At 62.2% G+C, this 16,948-nt stretch carries 15 protein-coding genes; 14 read left to right on the top strand and 1 reads right to left on the bottom strand.

Annotation, left to right across the window (positions count from 1 at the left end):
• The 14 genes from G1C94_RS02535 to G1C94_RS02595 all read left to right on the top strand — a co-directional run.
• Positions 1-389: InlB B-repeat-containing protein (locus tag G1C94_RS02535; RefSeq protein ID WP_172144352.1), on the top strand; the 389-nt coding region annotated here is incomplete at its 5' end.
• 377 nt (positions 390-766) lie between these two features.
• Positions 767-1,117, top strand: coding sequence for a hypothetical protein (locus G1C94_RS02540; protein ID WP_172144354.1), 351 nt, complete (start codon positions 767-769; stop codon positions 1,115-1,117).
• A 559-nt stretch (positions 1,118-1,676) separates the two neighbouring features.
• Positions 1,677-1,811, top strand: coding sequence for a hypothetical protein (locus G1C94_RS07875; RefSeq protein WP_301538546.1), 135 nt, complete (start codon positions 1,677-1,679; stop codon positions 1,809-1,811).
• Between the two features lie 176 nt (positions 1,812-1,987).
• Complete coding sequence (prfB, locus tag G1C94_RS02545; protein WP_172144356.1) at positions 1,988-3,103, top strand: peptide chain release factor 2; 1,116 nt, start codon at positions 1,988-1,990, stop codon at positions 3,101-3,103.
• A gap of 30 nt (positions 3,104-3,133) precedes the next feature.
• Positions 3,134-4,447, top strand: a complete 1,314-nt coding sequence (gene ftsE, locus G1C94_RS02550) for a cell division ATP-binding protein FtsE (RefSeq protein ID WP_172144358.1) — start codon at positions 3,134-3,136, stop codon at positions 4,445-4,447.
• Positions 4,444-5,367 carry a permease-like cell division protein FtsX gene (gene ftsX / locus G1C94_RS02555; RefSeq protein ID WP_172144360.1) on the top strand — a complete coding sequence of 308 codons (924 nt, stop codon included), beginning with the start codon at positions 4,444-4,446 and terminating at the stop codon, positions 5,365-5,367. The genes ftsE and ftsX overlap by 4 nt, the downstream gene beginning before the upstream one ends.
• A 147-nt stretch (positions 5,368-5,514) precedes the next feature.
• Positions 5,515-6,828, top strand: coding sequence for a CHAP domain-containing protein (locus G1C94_RS02560; RefSeq protein ID WP_253902285.1), 1,314 nt, complete (start codon positions 5,515-5,517; stop codon positions 6,826-6,828).
• A gap of 170 nt (positions 6,829-6,998) precedes the next feature.
• The gene (gene smpB, locus G1C94_RS02565) at positions 6,999-7,478 is read left to right on the top strand and encodes an SsrA-binding protein SmpB (RefSeq protein WP_172144364.1); all 480 of its coding nucleotides are present in this window, start codon (positions 6,999-7,001) and stop codon (positions 7,476-7,478) included.
• A gap of 180 nt (positions 7,479-7,658) precedes the next feature.
• Positions 7,659-8,606 carry an ABC transporter substrate-binding protein gene (locus G1C94_RS02570; protein WP_253902284.1) on the top strand — a complete coding sequence of 316 codons (948 nt, stop codon included), beginning with the start codon at positions 7,659-7,661 and terminating at the stop codon, positions 8,604-8,606.
• 169 nt (positions 8,607-8,775) lie between these two features.
• The gene (locus G1C94_RS02575; protein WP_172144366.1) at positions 8,776-9,771 is read left to right on the top strand and encodes an amino acid ABC transporter permease; all 996 of its coding nucleotides are present in this window, start codon (positions 8,776-8,778) and stop codon (positions 9,769-9,771) included.
• 16 nt (positions 9,772-9,787) lie between these two features.
• On the top strand, positions 9,788-10,582 hold the full coding sequence (locus G1C94_RS02580) for an amino acid ABC transporter ATP-binding protein (RefSeq protein WP_172144368.1): 795 nt from the start codon (positions 9,788-9,790) through the stop codon (positions 10,580-10,582).
• Between the two features lie 109 nt (positions 10,583-10,691).
• Positions 10,692-12,584 carry a glutamine--fructose-6-phosphate transaminase (isomerizing) gene (glmS, locus tag G1C94_RS02585; protein WP_172144370.1) on the top strand — a complete coding sequence of 631 codons (1,893 nt, stop codon included), beginning with the start codon at positions 10,692-10,694 and terminating at the stop codon, positions 12,582-12,584.
• Positions 12,585-12,647: 63 nt separating this feature from the next.
• Complete coding sequence (locus G1C94_RS02590) at positions 12,648-14,063, top strand: ABC transporter substrate-binding protein (protein WP_172144371.1); 1,416 nt, start codon at positions 12,648-12,650, stop codon at positions 14,061-14,063.
• Positions 14,064-14,284: 221 nt separating this feature from the next.
• Positions 14,285-15,577 (top strand): citrate synthase, encoded by a 1,293-nt coding sequence (locus G1C94_RS02595; RefSeq protein WP_172144373.1) that lies wholly within the window; start codon positions 14,285-14,287, stop codon positions 15,575-15,577.
• A gap of 115 nt (positions 15,578-15,692) precedes the next feature.
• Here G1C94_RS02595 and G1C94_RS02600 read toward each other — a convergent pair whose 3' ends face one another.
• Positions 15,693-15,845 (bottom strand): hypothetical protein, encoded by a 153-nt coding sequence (locus G1C94_RS02600; RefSeq protein WP_172144375.1) that lies wholly within the window; start codon positions 15,843-15,845, stop codon positions 15,693-15,695.
• Positions 15,846-16,948 lie beyond the last annotated feature (1,103 nt).

The following is a 16,948-nucleotide window of genomic DNA, read 5'->3' on the forward strand; positions in this document are numbered from 1 at the left end:
TCAAGTTCGATGGCTGGTATGACGAGCAGGGCAACCTGATCACCAGCGTGGAGGATGCGATCGGCAAGAAGCTGCACGTCAAGTGGACCAGCATCGCGGACGCGTTCGACCCGAACGGCGGCAACATCCCGGCCGATTGGACGGGTGAGGACGGCAAGCTGCCGACCCCGACGCGTGACGGCTACACGTTCGATGGCTGGTACGACGACGAGGGCAACCTCATCACCAGCCTGGAGGATGCGATCGGCAAGAAGCTGCACGCCCGCTGGACCAAGGTCAACGCCCTGGCCTCCACCGGCGCCACCGGCCTGACCGCCGCCCTGACGGCCCTCACCCTGGCCGCAGCCGGCCTGGCCGCCGGCGCCCTGCGCCGCCGCCGCTCCCACTAAACCGGCAACCCGGCCGGGCTTAAACCGCCCGGCCGCCGGCCGGACCGGTCTAACCGACCGGCTCCGGCCAGCCGGTTGACGGTTTCCGAAAGGCGGGGGACATGGGGCTCGCGCCCCGCGTCCCCCGCCTTTCCTCATATCATTTCGACCGGGCACGCCTCCCCCTTTCCTGTCATTTCGACCGGAGGCCGCCAGGCCGGAGCGGAGAAATCTTTCGGCCAACGCTATAAGCATGCAAGGCAAGATTTCTCCACTCGCTGCGCTCGGTCGAAATGACAATAAGTCGGAATGACAATGACCGAATAAGACTCCGCTCGAAATGACAACAACCGGGGCAGCCCCGGCCGAATGACGATAATCGATAAGGACGGTGTGTGATGAGTGAGCCGCAAAGTTTCACGTCGGGTCAGCGGGCGTATTTGTCGTCGTTGGCTGCGGTGGACAGTATTGACGCGTCCTCGCGTATCCGCTACGCGGACTGGTTCCGCGTCGAGTGCATGCGCCGCTATAGGGAGGGCGAGAAGCCCGCTGCCCTGTTCCGCGAGGCCGGCCTTGATCCCAAGATCGTGGGCTACAAGCGCATCGAGCGCGCCTTCGCCCGCTGGAAGCGCACTCCCGAACCAGTCACGCCGGAGCGCAAGCCCGTTGACCCGCGCGACCAGCTCATCGCCGCCCAGGCTTTGCGTATCCAGCAGCTAGAAGAAGAACTCCGCCTCAAACAGGAATAAACGCGTTACCCTCAAACGGACACAGCATTTTGGGGGCGAATGTTGCCGTGTGAGACGTAAGACTTGGCCTACCGGCCCGGAGGGTGTCGAACACGGCAACATTCGCCCCCCAAGGCACGTGCCTTGCTTATTTGACCTGTTTCCCCGTTGTCTTGGTTGCCGGTAGGCGTGCTGGGAACGGGATAGATGGCCACTGTGACTCGGGAGTGTGCTGGGGACGATGTTGTTGCCTTGGCGCAATGGCACAGAGGCCACGGGAATGGCCTGTTTTCGTTATATGGCGTTGCCCTTTGATGTCGGTACGAACAGTCCACTGGACTGTTCGTCTGGAGGGTGTCGAACACGGTAACAACCGACCCCAGACACGGACTTTGCTTAATTTGACCTGCTTTCCCGTTGTCTTGGTTGCCGGTATGCACCCCGAAAACAGGTTGCTTGGGCACTGTACTAATCCCGTGTTTGGGTTTGCGCGCTCGCGACGCTATCGCTGCTCGCTGTTACGAACAGCGCACTGCGCTGTTCGTCCGAACGGGGAGGGGATGGCGTATACTCGCGGCCTATGAGTGATTATCGGCATGATGAGCGCGAATCGCGCGAGCGCCGCCGTCGCATTGTAATGCGGGTGGTGTGCATCGTCATAGCCGCGGCTATGCTGATTTCTCTGGTGATTCCCGCCATCTACGCGGGTCTTTGACGCTCGCCCGCACATTCTCGCGGGTGGCGAACTCCTTTATATATTCCGACAGTTGGTTCGCGGCTGTACGGATATGGGTACCGATGGTCGCGCCGTGCATCCAAAGAATGTGTGGAACCTGTTATATGGGCTGAATTCCAAGAATTTTCCAAAGAACAACTGTAAGGTGAAACACGATGGCAGAATTTGATTTTTCCCAGGCAATCGCCGACGCGCGCGCGAAATACGATTCCATCGCCCAAGCGTTGGATGTGGACCGCATGAAGGCGCAGATTGCCGAACTCGAGCAGCAGGCCGCCGAGCCCGGCTTGTGGGACGACCCCGAACACGCGCAGCAGGTGACCAGCAAACTGTCCGCCGCCCAAGCGCAATTGAAGCGGCTCAACTCCGCCACCCAGCGCATCGACGATGTGGAAACGCTCGTCGAACTGGGCCGTGAGGAGGACGACGCGGACTCGCTTGCCGAAGCGCAAGGCGAAATCGAAAGCATCCAAAGCGACTTGGACGACATGGAAATCCAAACGTTGCTCGACGGCGAATACGACGAACGCTCCGCCGTCGTCACGATCCGTTCCGGTGCGGGCGGCGTGGATGCGGCCGATTTCGCGCAGATGCTGTTGCGCATGTATCTGCGCTATTGCGAGCGCAACGGCTTCAAGGCCAAGGTGATGGACACCTCCTACGCCGAAGAGGCAGGCATTAAGTCTGCCACATTCCAAGTGGACGCGCCGTATGCCTACGGCCGCCTGTCCGTCGAGGGCGGCACGCACCGCCTGGTGCGCATCTCCCCGTTCGACAACCAGGGCCGCCGCCAAACCAGCTTCGCCGCCGTCGAAGTGGTGCCGCTGGTCGAAGCGACCGATCACATCGACATTCCCGACGCCGACATCCGCGTGGACACCTACTGTTCGTCCGGCCCCGGCGGCCAGGGCGTGAACACCACGTATTCGGCGGTGCGCATCACCCACCTTCCCACCGGCCTCGTCGTCACCATGCAGGACGAGCGCTCGCAGATCCAGAATCGCGCCGCGGCCATGGCCGTGCTGCAGTCGAGGCTTTTGGTGCTTCGCCATGAGGAGGAGGCCAAGAAGAAGAAGGAACTTGCGGGCGATATCAAGGCCAGTTGGGGGGACCAGATGCGCTCCTATGTATTGCATCCTTATCAGATGGTCAAGGATCTGCGCACCGGATATGAGACCTCGCAGACTCAAGCCGTGTTCGACGGCGATCTTGACGACTTCATCCAGGCCGGCATCCGCTGGCGTCACGAACAGCGCCGCGAGCAGGCGTAAGGCGTAAGGGCAGGAACGAAAAGGAGCGATATGGCACTGATTTCGCTGGATCATGTGAGCAAAATCTATCCCAAAGGCACCAGGCCGGCGCTTGATGACATCAACCTCGACATCGAACGTGGCGACTTCGTGTTCCTCGTGGGTGCGTCCGGCTCGGGCAAATCCACGCTGCTGAGCCTGCTGTTGCATGAGGAGGAGGCCACCGACGGCGAGATTCGCGTGGCGGGCAACGACCTGCGGCGCATCACCAACCGTCAGGTGCCGCAATACCGCCGTTCCCTCGGTTTCGTTTTTCAGGATTACAAGCTGCTCAACAACAAAACCGTGTGGCAGAACGTGGCGTTTGCGCTGGAAGTGATCGGCACGCGCAGGTCCGTTGTGAAGTCGCTGGTGCCCAAGGTGCTTGAGACGGTCGGGCTGACGGGCAAGGAGAAGAGTTATCCGCACGAGCTGTCGGGCGGCGAGCAGCAGCGTGTGGCGATTGCGCGCGCCTATGTGAACCATCCGCAGATCCTGCTGGCGGACGAGCCCACCGGCAACCTCGACCCCACCACGTCGCTGGGCATCATGGAGGTGCTGGACGCCATCAACCGCACCGGCACCACCGTCGTCATGGCCACGCACAACGAGGAGATCGTCAATTCGATGCGCAAGCGAGTCGTCGAGTTGCACACCGGCAAGATCGTGCGCGATGAGGAGCATGGTTCCTATGATTCCGCCGAGTTTTTCCCGGACGCCGAGGTGACGAGCAAGTCGCATCAGGCGCTGGGCAGCGACGCGAAGTTCCGGCCGATGGCTGCTGCGGGCAGCGAGGGCGGGGTCGCTGAGGTTGCTGCGCCTGGCAATGGGGTTATGGGATCTGTGGGATCGGGCCATGAGGATGAGGGCATCGCCCGTCTCGCCCAGTCCGTCCACTCGGGGCGCACGGGGCGTTATGGCGAGGCGTTCGCTCCGCTGGAAGATACGCTCACTTGGGGCAAGGGAATTGACCTTGGGCTGCAGGCCGGCGAGGACGGCGCGGCGGCGGGTGATTCGGCTGGTGAGGCTGGTGATGCTGGTGCGGCTGATAAGTCAGTCGATACGAATGGTGACACCGATAAGTCCGATGCAAGCGCGCCCAATACAGCCGACGCAACGGCCGACGCAACTGATGCCGCGAATGCGACCGACGCGCCCAACACTGATGCGCCCAACACAGACGCACCCAACACAGACGAGTCCACCGCGAGCGAGACGCCCGACGATTCCGCCGCATTGCTGGCGCCGCCCACCCCTCCCGCTCCGCCTGCCGATTCCACGCCGCAACCGTCGCCGCAACCGTCCACCGAGGAGGAAAACCGATGAGAGCGCGATTCATTCTTTCGGAAACCTGGACGGGCCTGAAGCGCAACGTGCCGATGCTCATTTCGGTGATGCTCGTCACCTTCATCTCCTTTATGTTCATCGGCGCTTCGGCGCTCACCCAGGCGCAAATCACCAAAGCGAAAGGCGACTGGTACGACAAAGTGGAGGTCGTGGTGTGGCTGTGCCCGAACGGCACGAGCCAGTCGGCAAACTGCGCCGCCGGCACATCCCCGTCCGGCGCGGAAATCACCGCCCTGCAGAAGACGATCCGCGACGACCTGGCCGACGTGGTGTCTTCCATCACCTACAAAAGCAAGCAGGACTTCTACGACAACACCTTCACCAAGCAATATCCCAATGGGGAGTTCCAGGGCCGCACCCTGACGGCCGACGACATGCAGGACTCCCTGTGGCTCAAGCTCAAGGACCCGGCCAAATACCAGATCGTCGCCGAGGTGCTGTCAGGCAAGGAAGGCGTCGAGACCGTCACCGACCAGCGGCAGATTTTCGAGCCGGTGTTCGAGGTGCTCAACCGCGCCACCGTGGTCACCGCCGCGCTCGCCGGCATCATGGTGCTCGTCGCCATTCTGCTGACCAGTACCACCATCCGCATGTCCGCCGCCTCCAGACGCACGGAGACGGAGATCATGCGATATGTGGGTGCCTCGAATTGGACGATTCGCCTGCCATTCGTTCTCGAAGGGGCGATTGCCGCTTTCCTCGGCTCCATTCTGTCGTGTCTGATGCTTTCGCTGATTGTCAAGGTGTTCATCTCCGGTTGGCTGGCCCAATCGATCACGTGGATTCCATACGTGAACCAGATGACGGTGCTGATGATTTCGCCGGTCTTGGTGGTCGGGGCGCTGCTGCTGTCGGTTGTGGCTTCGACGATTTCCCTGAGACGCTATTTGCGCGCATGATGTGTGGGCTGAAGGCGCTTTTGAGGGCGCTTCAAGCCGCGCATGGTATCGTGAGGCGCTGAATGGGGAAAGGAATCTGTATTAATGACTAAGGCAACTAAGGCAAGAGGAAGCAGACACGCGGTTGCCTCGCTGGCGGCCATTGTCATGTGCACAGCCGCCGCGATAGCCATTCCCGTTGCTCCCGCGCAGGCCGATACCTATTCCGATCTGGTCAACGCCCGCAACGCGCAGAGCGCATCCGTGCAGCGCGAGGCCGAACTGCGCGCGCAGCTGGACGGCGTCAACCAGGAGCTGGCGGACAAGATCCTTGAGCTGAACGATCTGACGAACAACAAAATCGCCGCGGCTCAGGAGAAGGTCACGCAAGCCAATGAGGCCGCGGCCACCGCGCAAAGCGAAGCCGAAACCGCCTCCTCCAGGCTCGCCGCCGCCCAGAAAGACAAGCAGGATCTCGAAGCGCAGATCGAGAAAACCGGCAAGGATTACGACGACGCGCATGCGGCGGTCGCCCAGCTGGCCCGTGAGGAGATGCACGGTTCCGACGCCTCCGATGTGATGAGCGTGGTCACCGGCGCCACCAGCACCACGGACTTCGTCAACTCGATGCAGTCGCGTGACGCACTTTCGCGCAATGAGGCCAATGCGGCTTCTTCCGCGGCGACGACGCTGAACACTTCGATGAACCGCAGCGAGCGCCTGGCCGCCATCGAAAAGCAGATAGCCACGCTCAAAACCAAGGCGGATGAGAAGTCCGCCGCCGCACAAACCTCTGCGGCCACCGCGCAAAGCGAACGCGACCAGCTTGAGCAGTTGCGCCAGGAAGGCGAGGCCAAGCGCAATGAACTGAGCGAACTGGTCACCAGCTTGGATTCGCAAGCCGCGCAACAGGCCGCGAAAAGCGTGCTCCTCCAGTCCGAAGTGGACTCCTTCAATAGCCAATACCAGAAGGAGCAGGCCGAGGCCGCAGCCCAAGTGAACAACGGCACACAAGGCTCCACTTCCGCTAACGACGGCGGTGGCGGCGGCGATACGACGACCATCGTTCCTTCGGGCGGCGATGGTGGCAATAGCGGCAACAGCGGCGGCAATAGCGGCGGCCAAGGCACCTCGAATGGAGACTACGGCAATGCCTATGTCGCCGGGCAGTGCACATGGTGGGCCTATAACCGCCGCCAGCAGCTGGGCATCGGCACGCCTTCATATCTGGGCAATGGCGGCGACTGGTGGAGAAGCGCCCCGTCGTACGGATTGCGCGTGGACCACAATCCCGAAGCGGGTGCGGCCATTTCGTTCCTGCCTGGGCAGGATGGTGCGGACGGCACCTACGGCCATGTGGCCGTGGTCGAGTCTGTGAACGGCAACTCGTTCGAGATTTCCGAGATGAACGCGGCCGGCGGTCCGTATGTTGTCAGCTATCGCACCTTGTACAATTCGGGCCAATACTGGTTCGTCCACTAAGCGTTTCTCAGCGTTTCGCTGTGCTGTTCGACGCCGTCTGATTGGGTTCGGGCGGCGTTTGCTGTTATGGTGGAGCATTGCGAATCATGATGTCAGATGTCTGACATTCAGATGTCTGACATTCTGGAAGTCAGCTGTCTGGATGTCACGCAGATCGGAAGGGAGGGATTATGGCCAAGGAGCAAGGTACCAAGCTGGTCGCGCAGAACAAGAAGGCGCGCCACGATTACGCCATCGAAGACAAATACGAGGCGGGCATGGTGCTGACGGGCACCGAGGTCAAATCCCTGCGCGAGGGGCGCGCCTCCCTGGCCGAGGCGTTCGTGTCCATCGACCGCCGCGGCGAGATATGGCTGGAAGGCGCGAATATCCCCGAATACTTCAACGGCACATGGAACAACCACGCGCCCAAGCGCAAACGCAAGCTGCTGCTGCACGAGCGCGAGATCGTCAAACTGTCGCGCCAAAGCGAGGCCAAGGGATATACCATCGTGCCGCTGAGCCTGTATTTCAAAGACGGCCGCGCCAAGCTGGAGATCGCGCTGGCGAGGGGCAAGCGCGAATACGACAAGCGGCAGGCCTTGCGCGAGGAGCAGGACAAGCGCGAGGCCCTGCGCGCCATGCGCAACGCGAACAGGCGCAGTCGTTAGAGTCAGGCGCAATCGTTGAGCCAAGCGCAGTCGCTAGATTCAAACGCGCGCCTCGGTTCGCATATCGAACACTTTGGGGCGCGTTTAACCATTTCGTAGCATGACGACTTTATCGTGCCGTCTCAGTGGCTGGTGAAGCGCAAACGCCGAACCGTCGACACAACAAAGAGAGAGGTCGATATGTCGTCTATGTCGTTCAAATGCAAAACCGCGGCAGCATTCGTGGTGAGTGCCGCCCTGCTCGTTTCCGCCGCAGCCTGTGGCACCAGCGACGCTTCCGATTCCAGCGCTTCGTCCACTTCGAGCGCGACGACCAAGAGCTTCGACGTCAGCTCCGTCGAGAAGGACGACGCGATCGCCGCGCTGCTGCCCGAGTCGGTCACCAAGGACGGCAAGCTCACCGTCGGCATGGACACCTCGTACGCGCCCGCCGAGTTCCTGGCGGAGGACGGCAAGACGCCGGTGGGTTTCGATGTGGATATCGTCAAGGCGCTGGCCAAGGTGTTCGGCCTTGAAGCCGAGCCGAAAACCTCCAACTTCGATCTGATTCTGCCCGCGGTCGGCTCCAAGTATGATATCGGCGTCTCCTCGTTCACCATCACCGCCGAGCGCATGGAGGCCGTGGACTTCGTGTCGATGTTCAAGGCAGGCTCCACTTGGGTGGTCAAGAAGGGCAATCCGAGCGAGGTGGACACTTCCGACCTGTGCGGCGTGAAGGTCGCGGTGCAGACTGGCACCACCCAGGAAGAGGAAGTCAACGAGATGTCCGAGCAGTGCGAGGCGGACGGCAACAAGAGCATCGAGGTGCTCTCCAGCAAGCTGCAAACCGACGTGACCACGAGCGTCACCACCGGCAAGGCCGATGTGTTCTACGCCGATTCGCCGGTCGCCGGATATGCCATCAGCCAGACGGACGGCCAGATCGAGGCGCTCGGCGAGGACGTGGGCGTTGCCAAGGAGGCCGTCGCCATCAAGAAGGGCGACTCCGCCACCGCCGAAGCAGTCCAGAAAGCCCTGCAGAAGCTGATGGACGACGGCACCTATATGAAGATCCTTGAAGCTTGGGGCGTTCAGTCCGGCGCCATCGACAAGGCTGAGATCAACCCCACCGACTACGCCGAGGACTAAAGTCCGCGTCGTCTTGGGGCAGTGCTGGGCGTGTCGTCGGGGCACAATATAACTAAGCGCGCTGGCGGACGAGACATCGAGACGCCGAGGCATCGAGATGTACTTGCCGCCGCACTGCCAAGCGCGCAACGAGATCGAGACCGAGCGCACAACGAGATAAGGCATTGATATGGCGAAAAAAGAAACCGACGGCGAAGGGCTGAACATTCCCAACCGCATCGAGGCACTGCCCGTCAGGCACACCGGCCCGCTGATCGCCGGTGCCATCGTGGCGCTGCTTGTGGCCATGCTCATCCGAGAGCTGGTCACCAACCCGCGCCTCGACTGGCCCACCGTCTGGAAGTACCTGTTCAACGAGAATGTGCTTGAGGGCATTCGATACACCTTGGAGCTGACGGTGATTTCGATGGTGGTGGCCATCATCCTGTCGGTGATTCTCGCCATCATGCGCAAGTCGCTGAACCCGGTGCTGCGCGGCGTCAGTTGGTTCTTCATCTGGTTCTTCCGCGGCACCCCGGTGTACACGCAGCTGGTGTTCTGGGGTCTGTTCGCCGTGCTGATTCCGAAAATCGGCCTGGGTATTCCGTTCACGTCGGTCGAGTTCTGGAGCATCGACTCCTCGCAGGTCATCAACGCCTTCAACGCCGCCTGGATTGGTTTGGCGTTGAACGAAGCCGCCTATCTGTCGGAGATCGTGCGCGCCGGCATCGACGCCGTCGACCCGGGCCAGACGGAGGCCGCCAAGGCGCTGGGCATGAGCCGCATGCTCATCATGCGCCGCATCATCCTGCCGCAAGCCATGCGCATCATCATCCCGCCCACCGGCAACGAAACTATCGGCATGCTCAAAACCACTTCGCTGGTGCTCGCGGTGCCGTTCACGCTGGAACTGCAGTTCGCCACCAACGCCATCGCCAATCGCATCTACAAGCCGATTCCGCTGCTGATTGTGGCGTGCCTGTGGTATCTGCTGATCACTTCGGTTCTGATGGTGATTCAGACGCAGTTGGAGAAGCATTACGGCAAGGGTTTCGACGCGCGTCCGATGGGCGAGAAAGGCAAGCTGCCGCCCTATGGCCGGCCGTTCCCGGGCAAGTCGAACGGCGAGCCGCAAGACGATGTCAGCAAGATGAACCAGGCCACGATGGTCGGATTGAACGCATGAGGCAAGCGAGGCGATAATGAGCGAAAAGAACGCACCATCCCAAACCCCCGCCATCAAAGCCGTCAGCGTGCACAAGGCCTTCGGCTCGCTGCATGTGCTCAAAGGCATCGATCTGACGGTGATGCCCGGCACGGTCACCGTCATGCTCGGCCCCTCCGGTTCGGGCAAATCCACGTTCCTGCGCCTGATCAACCAGCTGGAGACGCTCACCGGCGGCAGCATCGAGGTGGACGGCGAGCTGATCGGCTACAAGCACGTCGCCAAGAACGGGCGCGAGGTGTTGCAAACCCTCAATGACAAGGAAATCGCCGCCCAGCGCGCCAAGCTGGGCATGGTGTTCCAGCGGTTCAACCTGTTCCCGCACATGACGGCGCTTGAGAACGTGATGGAAGCGCCGGTTCACGTGCTGCACATGAAGAAGGCTGAGGCGCGCGACATCGCCGTGCGCGAACTTGAGCGCGTGGGGCTGTCCGATCGTCTCGATTACTACCCGGTGCAACTGTCGGGCGGCCAGCAGCAGCGCGTCGCCATCGCCAGGGCCCTGGCGATGAAGCCCGAGATCATGCTGTTCGACGAGCCCACTTCCGCGCTCGACCCCGAGCTGGTGGGCGAGGTGCTGGGCGTGATGCGCTCGCTCGCCAAGGCCGGCATGACGATGGTGTGCGTGACGCACGAGATCGGTTTCGCCCGCGAGGTCGCCGATCAGGTGGTGTTCATGGATGGCGGTGTGATCGTCGAGCAGGGCGGGCCGGAGATCATCGAACACCCCACCCAGGAGCGCTTCAAGGACTTCCTGCAGCACGTGCTGTGACGCGCGTGCTGTGACGCACTGTGACGCGCGTGCCGGGATGGGCGTTTCTCGCGCGGATTTTGCAAACCGTGCACGGTTTCGCCGCCTCGATACGTTAGTGTGGTGAGCTATGTGTGGAATCGTTGGATACGCAGGGCAAATCGATACGGCGTGCGGCAAACCGCTGGAAGTGTGCTTGCAAGGCTTGCAGCGCCTCGAATACCGCGGCTATGATTCGGCTGGCGTGGCGCTGAGCGCTCCCGGCATGGAGCAGGTGGCGGTGCGCAAGAAGGCCGGCCGCCTGAAGAACCTTATCGAAGACGTCGAACGCAATCCGATGCCCGCCGCCACCGTGGGCATCGGGCACACCCGCTGGGCCACCAACGGCGAGCCGAGCGACGTCAACGCCCATCCGCACGCCAGCCAGGACGGCAAGGTGGCCATCATCCACAACGGCATCATCGAAAACGCCTCGCAACTGCGGCTCGATCTGATGGCGGAAGGCTATCGTTTCGCCTCGGCCACCGACACGGAAGTGGCGGCCAAACTGCTGGGCAAAATCGTCGACAAGATCATCGCCGAAGACGGCGCGCCCGATCTGTTCAAGGCGGTGCGCCGCCTGGCCCGCATGCTTCAGGGCGCGTTCACGATCCTGGCCACCGACTGCCGTCAGCCGGGCATCGTCGTCGGCGCGCGCCACGATTCGCCGCTGGTGGTGGGCTTGGGCGAGGGCGAGAACTTCCTCGGTTCCGATGTGGCCGCGTTCGTGGCCTATACCAAGCGCGCGATGGAAATCGACCAGGACCAGGCCGTGTGCGTGAGCGCGAACGAGGTGACGGTCACCGATTTCGACGGCAATGTGGTGGCCAACCCCAAGACCTTCACCATCGACTGGGATGCCTCCGCGGCCGAAAAAGGCGGCTGGGATTCGTTCATGGACAAGGAGATCCACGAGGATCCGGCGGCCGTGCAGCGCACGCTGTTGGGGCGTTTCGACGATTCGGGTGCCATCGAGCTTGACGAGGTGCGCATCGACGAGCACGATTTCAAGGCGATCGACAAGATCATCGTGGTCGCCTGCGGCACCGCTTCCTATGCCGGGCAGGTCGCCAAATACGCCATCGAGCACTGGGTGCGCATCCCGGTGGAAATCGAGCTCGCGCACGAGTTCCGCTATCGGGACCCGATTCTCAACGCACGCACGCTGGTGGTCGCCATCTCGCAGTCCGGCGAGACGATGGACACGCTGATGGCCCTGCGCCACGCCCGCGAACAAGGCTCGAAGGTGCTGGCGATCTGCAACACGCAGGGCGCCACCATCCCGCGCGAGTCCGACGCGGTGCTCTACACCCACGCCGGCCCGGAAGTCGCCGTCGCCTCCACGAAGGCCTTCGTCGCCCAAATCACCGCGGCCTACCTGCTGGGGCTGTATTTGGCGCAGGTCAAGGGCACGATGTTCCGCGACGAAATTCGCCAGCAGGTCGACTCCCTCAAAGACATGCCGCGCAAGATCCAGTGGGTGCTCGACACCCAGACGGCCGCTGTCGAACAGGCCGCCGAGCGCATGGCAAACGCGCAGTCCTTCCTGTTCCTGGGCCGCCACGTCGGTTATCCGGTGGCGCTGGAAGGTGCGCTGAAGCTCAAGGAAATCGCCTATACCTTCACCGAGGGCTTCGCCGCCGGCGAGCTCAAGCACGGGCCGATCGCCTTGGTGGACGCCGGCGAGCCGGTGGTGTTCATCGTGCCGCCCGAGCGCGGGCGCAGCGTGCTGCACACCAAGGTGATCTCCGGCATCGAGGAGGTCAAGGCGCGCGGGGCCACCATCATCGCGGTGGCCGAAGAGGGCGACAAGGACGTTCAGCGTTACGCGGACGTGGTGTTCTGGCGGCCCGCGTGCCCCACGCTGATGAGCCCGCTGGTCGATGTGGTGCCGTTGCAGCTCTTCGCCATGAATATGGCCAAAATCAAAGGTTACGATGTCGACAAGCCGCGCAACCTCGCCAAGTCCGTCACCGTCGAATGAGCCGGCCTCCAAGCCAGCCGGCTGGACGGGGCGGCGGGCGGCTCCGCGCTACACTGGTGAGTCATGCATAGGTTCCGGCAGCTGATTCGACGCGCTCTCGCCTTTGCCGCGGCGCTGGCCGTTTCGGCTGGTCTCGCCGCGTGCGGCCAGGCGGACACGCGCACGCATATCAGCGTGTGGGGCTGGGAGCCGAGCCTGGGCGAGGTGATCAGGCGCTTCGAGGCGGCCAACCCCGACATTGCGGTGGACGTAAAAAACGATTCCGACTATTACAACCTGAACGTCGCCATTCAGGACGGCTACGGCATGCCGGACGTCGCGCAAATCGAATACCACGCACTGCGCCAATACGCCGTTTCCTCCCAGCTGCTTGACCTGACGGACAGAATCGGCAGCGACTACGCGGACTTCTATTCGCCCGGCACCTGGTCGTCCGTGCAACTGGCGGGCCGAATCTACGGCCTGCCGATGGACTCCGGCCCCATGGCGTTCTTTTACAACAAGGATGTGTTCGATCAGGCCGGCGTGGATGCCACGCAAATCAAAACATGGGACGACTATTACGAAGCCGCGAAAAAGCTCAAGTCCATCGGCGTGTACATCGCCGCGGACGCGGGCGACGCGAGCTTCTATGACGCCATGATCTGGCTGGCGGGCGGCCAGCCCTTCCGCACCAGCCAGGACGGCAAAACCGTCACCGTGAACCTTGAGGAAGACAAGGGCACCGAGCGTTTCACCGCGTTCTGGCAGAAGATGATCGACGAGGACTTGGTCGACACCGAGCTGATCACATGGTCGGACGAGTGGAAGAAGGCAATCGGCACCGGCACCGTCGCCTCGGTGTTCTCCGGCGCCTGGATGCCGTCGCTGCTGCTGGCCGACGTGCCCGGCACCGCGGGGCTGTGGCGCGTGGCCGCAATGCCCACCATCGACGGAGCAGTCACCAACGCGGAAAACGGCGGCTCGGCCATGTGCGTCCTGCAATCCACCCGCAAGCCGGACGCCGCCTATCGTTTCGTCGATTTCGTCACGCATGACGCCCGCGGCATCGGCGCGCGCGTGGACGGCGGCGCGTTCCCTGCCGATTTGAACACGCTGTCTGACGCCGGGTTCCTTACCAAAACCACCATCAAGGATGCGCGCGGCATCGATATCGCCTATTTCGGCGGTCAGGAGTTCAACCGCGTGCTGGCGCGGGCCGCCGAGAGCGTTTCGGTGAACTATCAGTACTTGCCATTTGAGGTGTACGCGCGCACCGATTTCCGCACGACGGTGGGCAATGCCTATCAGTGGGCAAGCTCATGGCGGGCATACACCAGTCGTCAGCGCGCCATCGAGGCGGGGCAGACCGACGACGACGGCAAGCCGCTTCAGCCGCTCGACAAACCCCAAGACAAGGTCACTTTGAAGCAGGGCATCGCCACCTGGCAGAAGGACTTGAAGGAGTACGGCGTCAACCAAGGTTTCACCATTCAGTAAGGCTTCCGTTTCCTTGACATCCTGAGTGCGCCACCCGTCCCTTGTCATCCCGAGCGAAGCCGAGGGATCTCGCCACGAAGTGGCGCGACAATACCAACACGTGCGCCGCTTTTGAGACGTTCGTTTACGCGGAAACATGAATGCCATATAGTGAACGATACTTTCAAATGCAAAAGCGCCAAGAGCGCCAAGAGTGTGTTAAGAGTGTTAAGGAGCGCGATATGGCCACAGCCCAGCTCAACATCGACTCGGCCAATTTCACGCTGCCCGTCGTCGAAGCCACCCAAGGCGCCAACGGCCTTGTCGTCTCCGACCTGCGCAACGATGGCTGGGTCACGCTCGACCCGGGCTTCCTCACCACCGCGCAATGCGAATCGAAAATCACCTACATCGACGGCCAGCATTCCATCCTGCGCTATCGCGGCTATCCCATCGAGCAGCTGTGCGAGGGGTCGGATTTCCTTGAAGTGGCTTGGCTGCTGGAGCGCGGCGAGTTGCCCACCAAAGCACAATATGCGCAGTTCTGCGCCGACATCAACCACAAGACGATGGTGGGCGAGGACTTCCGCACCTTCATGGGTTCGTTCCCGCGCGCGGCGCACCCGATGAGCGTGCTCGCCTCCGCCATCAACGCGCTCGCCACCTTCTACCCCGACACCACCGACATCAACGATTCCGACCAGTTCGACGAAGCCGCCAAAATCATCATGGCCAAGGCGCGCACGGTGGTCAGCTACATCTTCCGCCGCCGCCGCGATGAGCCGATGCTCTACCCTGATTACGCGCGCGGCTACGTGGACGACTTTCTGCGCATGTGTTTCGCCGTGCCTTACGAGCCGTTCGAATCCGACCCGCTGTATGTGCACGCGCTGGGCCGCCTGCTCATCATCCACGCCGACCACGAGCAGAATTGCTCCACATCCGTGGTGCGCATCGCCGGATCCGCGCACGCGAACCTATACTCCGCGGTGGCGGCGGGCGTCAACGCCCTGTCCGGCCCGCTGCACGGCGGCGCGAACGAGGCTGTGTTGCGCCAGTTGAAAGCCATCCGCGATTCCGGCAAGTCCGTCAAGGACATTGTCGAGGAGGCCAAGCGGAAGGGCACGCGCATTGCCGGCCTCGGGCATCGTGTGTACAAGTCCTACGATCCGCGCGCGGCCATTGCCAGGCAGTACTTGGAGCGCATCATGGAGCGCGAGGACACGCTGAAGCTGCCCGCCGACGAGCGCGCGCTGTTCGAGGTGGCCGTCGAATTGGAGGATATCGCCCTGCACGACGATTATTTCGTCGAGCGTCACCTCTATCCAAACGTCGATTTCTACACTGGCCTGATCTATCGCGCCATCGGCTTCGACCCGGCCATGTTCACCACGCTGTTCGCGCTGGGGCGCATCCCCGGCTGGATTGCGCAATACCACGAGATGCTCACCGACCCCCACACCAAGATCGGCCGCCCGCGCCAGGTCTACACTGGGCCCGTGGAGCGCGCCTACGTTCCCATAGACGAGCGGTAGCGACGAGTCAGACAGCGCGGGTGGTTTCTTGTGGTGGTTGCAGCGCTTGGCAGGGTGGTGTTGAATGTAAAAGGGCTCGCCCGCGCGAGCGTGGGCGAGCCCGTGAGAGGCGCCGTTACTGGCGACTGTTTCTCATCGTCCATACGGCCAAAGCCATTACGACGATGTCGGCCATGGTGGAATCCACCGATGGCGCGAGGCAGATGACGATAACCGCCATAAGCCAGATATTCGAGCCGCCGCGCGGCTCCTCACCCAGATTACGCATAATGCAATCCTTAAACTTGGCCGCGCCGCGACCGGCGCGGCAGCGTCATCCGACTGTTGCCGGACGGTCGGTGTCAGCCCCAGCGAAGGGCGTCGATCGACAAAGTTAATACTATCGGTTATGATGGATGTCGCCGGAGTAAGGCACAGCGACTTCTCCCATTTTGAGGCGGTGCGCAACGGCTTTTTAGGGGAGATGGCCTGATCCGGTGGGTGGTTCCAGATCCGCCCCCTTAAACTCAAGCGTTGAGCCGGTGTCTTCGGGCACCGGCTCAACGCGTTTGACGGCGGGCTTCACCGCCGTTCCGTTCTCAGTGTGCGTCCTATCGGTTATGATGGATGTCGCCGGAGTAAGGCGTGCTAACTTCTCTCCGTTTTAAGGCGGTGCGCAACGACTTTTCAGGGGAGATGGCCGGATCCGGTGGGCGACTCCAACTTCCGCCCCCTTGTGGATAAGCGTTGAGCCGGTGCTTTCGGGCACCGGCTCTCTGCGTTTGACGGCGGGTGTCCCCGTCGTTCCGTTCCCCCGGGTTGCGGTGCTTGTTTTCGTTGTTTTCAGTGTGCGTTTCGTCATTTCGTTCTCAGTGTGCGTTTCGCTGTTCCGTTTAGTTTTCGTGTTGTTTGGCTGATTCCGGTGTCTGCGGCGGATGTTGCCGTGTTCGACGTAGGTTTCCTGTTGGTTGGCGGTATGCGTACTGGGAACGGAAATTGGTGGCACTGTAATTCAGAGTGTGCCGAGCACGACGTTGTTGCGCCGGCGCAATGTCGCGGAGGCCACGGGGTTGTCTGGTTTCGTTATATGGCGTTGTCGTTGGTGGCCGATACGCACAGCCCACTGGGCTGTGCGTCCCACACGGCAACATCCGCCTAAGGCCATTCTGGCGTAGCCGGTTCAGCACGCCTTGGGCCCCCGCTGGCGGGGGCTGGCCGAGCGTATGCGAGGTCTGAGGGTGGTTTCACCGGGCACGTGTTTGGTCTGACCACCCTCAGTCGCGCAGACGCGCGACAGCTCCCGGCGTTTTGTGCGACGCTCGCGACGCTACCGCTGCTCGCTGCTGCGAAGAGCCCACAGGGCTCTTCGCCCAGCGGGAGCCCTAGGCCGGG

The sequence above is a fragment of the Bifidobacterium panos genome, from assembly GCF_012932445.1.
Lineage (GTDB): Bacteria > Actinomycetota > Actinomycetes > Actinomycetales > Bifidobacteriaceae > Bifidobacterium > Bifidobacterium panos.

Bases quoted from the DNA above. Each gene is read 5' to 3' on its own strand.
- G1C94_RS02570 (WP_253902284.1), top strand. From the start codon at position 7,659: ATGTCGTCTATGTCGTTCAAATGCAAAACCGCGGCAGCATTCGTGGTG.
- glmS (WP_172144370.1), top strand. From the start codon at position 10,692: ATGTGTGGAATCGTTGGATACGCAGGGCAAATCGATACGGCGTGCGGC.
- G1C94_RS02595 (WP_172144373.1), top strand. From the start codon at position 14,285: ATGGCCACAGCCCAGCTCAACATCGACTCGGCCAATTTCACGCTGCCC.
- G1C94_RS07875 (WP_301538546.1), top strand. From the start codon at position 1,677: ATGAGTGATTATCGGCATGATGAGCGCGAATCGCGCGAGCGCCGCCGT.
- G1C94_RS02580 (WP_172144368.1), top strand. From the start codon at position 9,788: ATGAGCGAAAAGAACGCACCATCCCAAACCCCCGCCATCAAAGCCGTC.
- G1C94_RS02600 (WP_172144375.1), bottom strand. From the start codon at position 15,845: ATGCGTAATCTGGGTGAGGAGCCGCGCGGCGGCTCGAATATCTGGCTT.
- G1C94_RS02590 (WP_172144371.1), top strand. From the start codon at position 12,648: ATGCATAGGTTCCGGCAGCTGATTCGACGCGCTCTCGCCTTTGCCGCG.
- G1C94_RS02560 (WP_253902285.1), top strand. From the start codon at position 5,515: ATGTGCACAGCCGCCGCGATAGCCATTCCCGTTGCTCCCGCGCAGGCC.
- ftsX (WP_172144360.1), top strand. From the start codon at position 4,444: ATGAGAGCGCGATTCATTCTTTCGGAAACCTGGACGGGCCTGAAGCGC.
- prfB (WP_172144356.1), top strand. From the start codon at position 1,988: ATGGCAGAATTTGATTTTTCCCAGGCAATCGCCGACGCGCGCGCGAAA.
- ftsE (WP_172144358.1), top strand. From the start codon at position 3,134: ATGGCACTGATTTCGCTGGATCATGTGAGCAAAATCTATCCCAAAGGC.
- G1C94_RS02540 (WP_172144354.1), top strand. From the start codon at position 767: ATGAGTGAGCCGCAAAGTTTCACGTCGGGTCAGCGGGCGTATTTGTCG.
- smpB (WP_172144364.1), top strand. From the start codon at position 6,999: ATGGCCAAGGAGCAAGGTACCAAGCTGGTCGCGCAGAACAAGAAGGCG.
- G1C94_RS02575 (WP_172144366.1), top strand. From the start codon at position 8,776: ATGGCGAAAAAAGAAACCGACGGCGAAGGGCTGAACATTCCCAACCGC.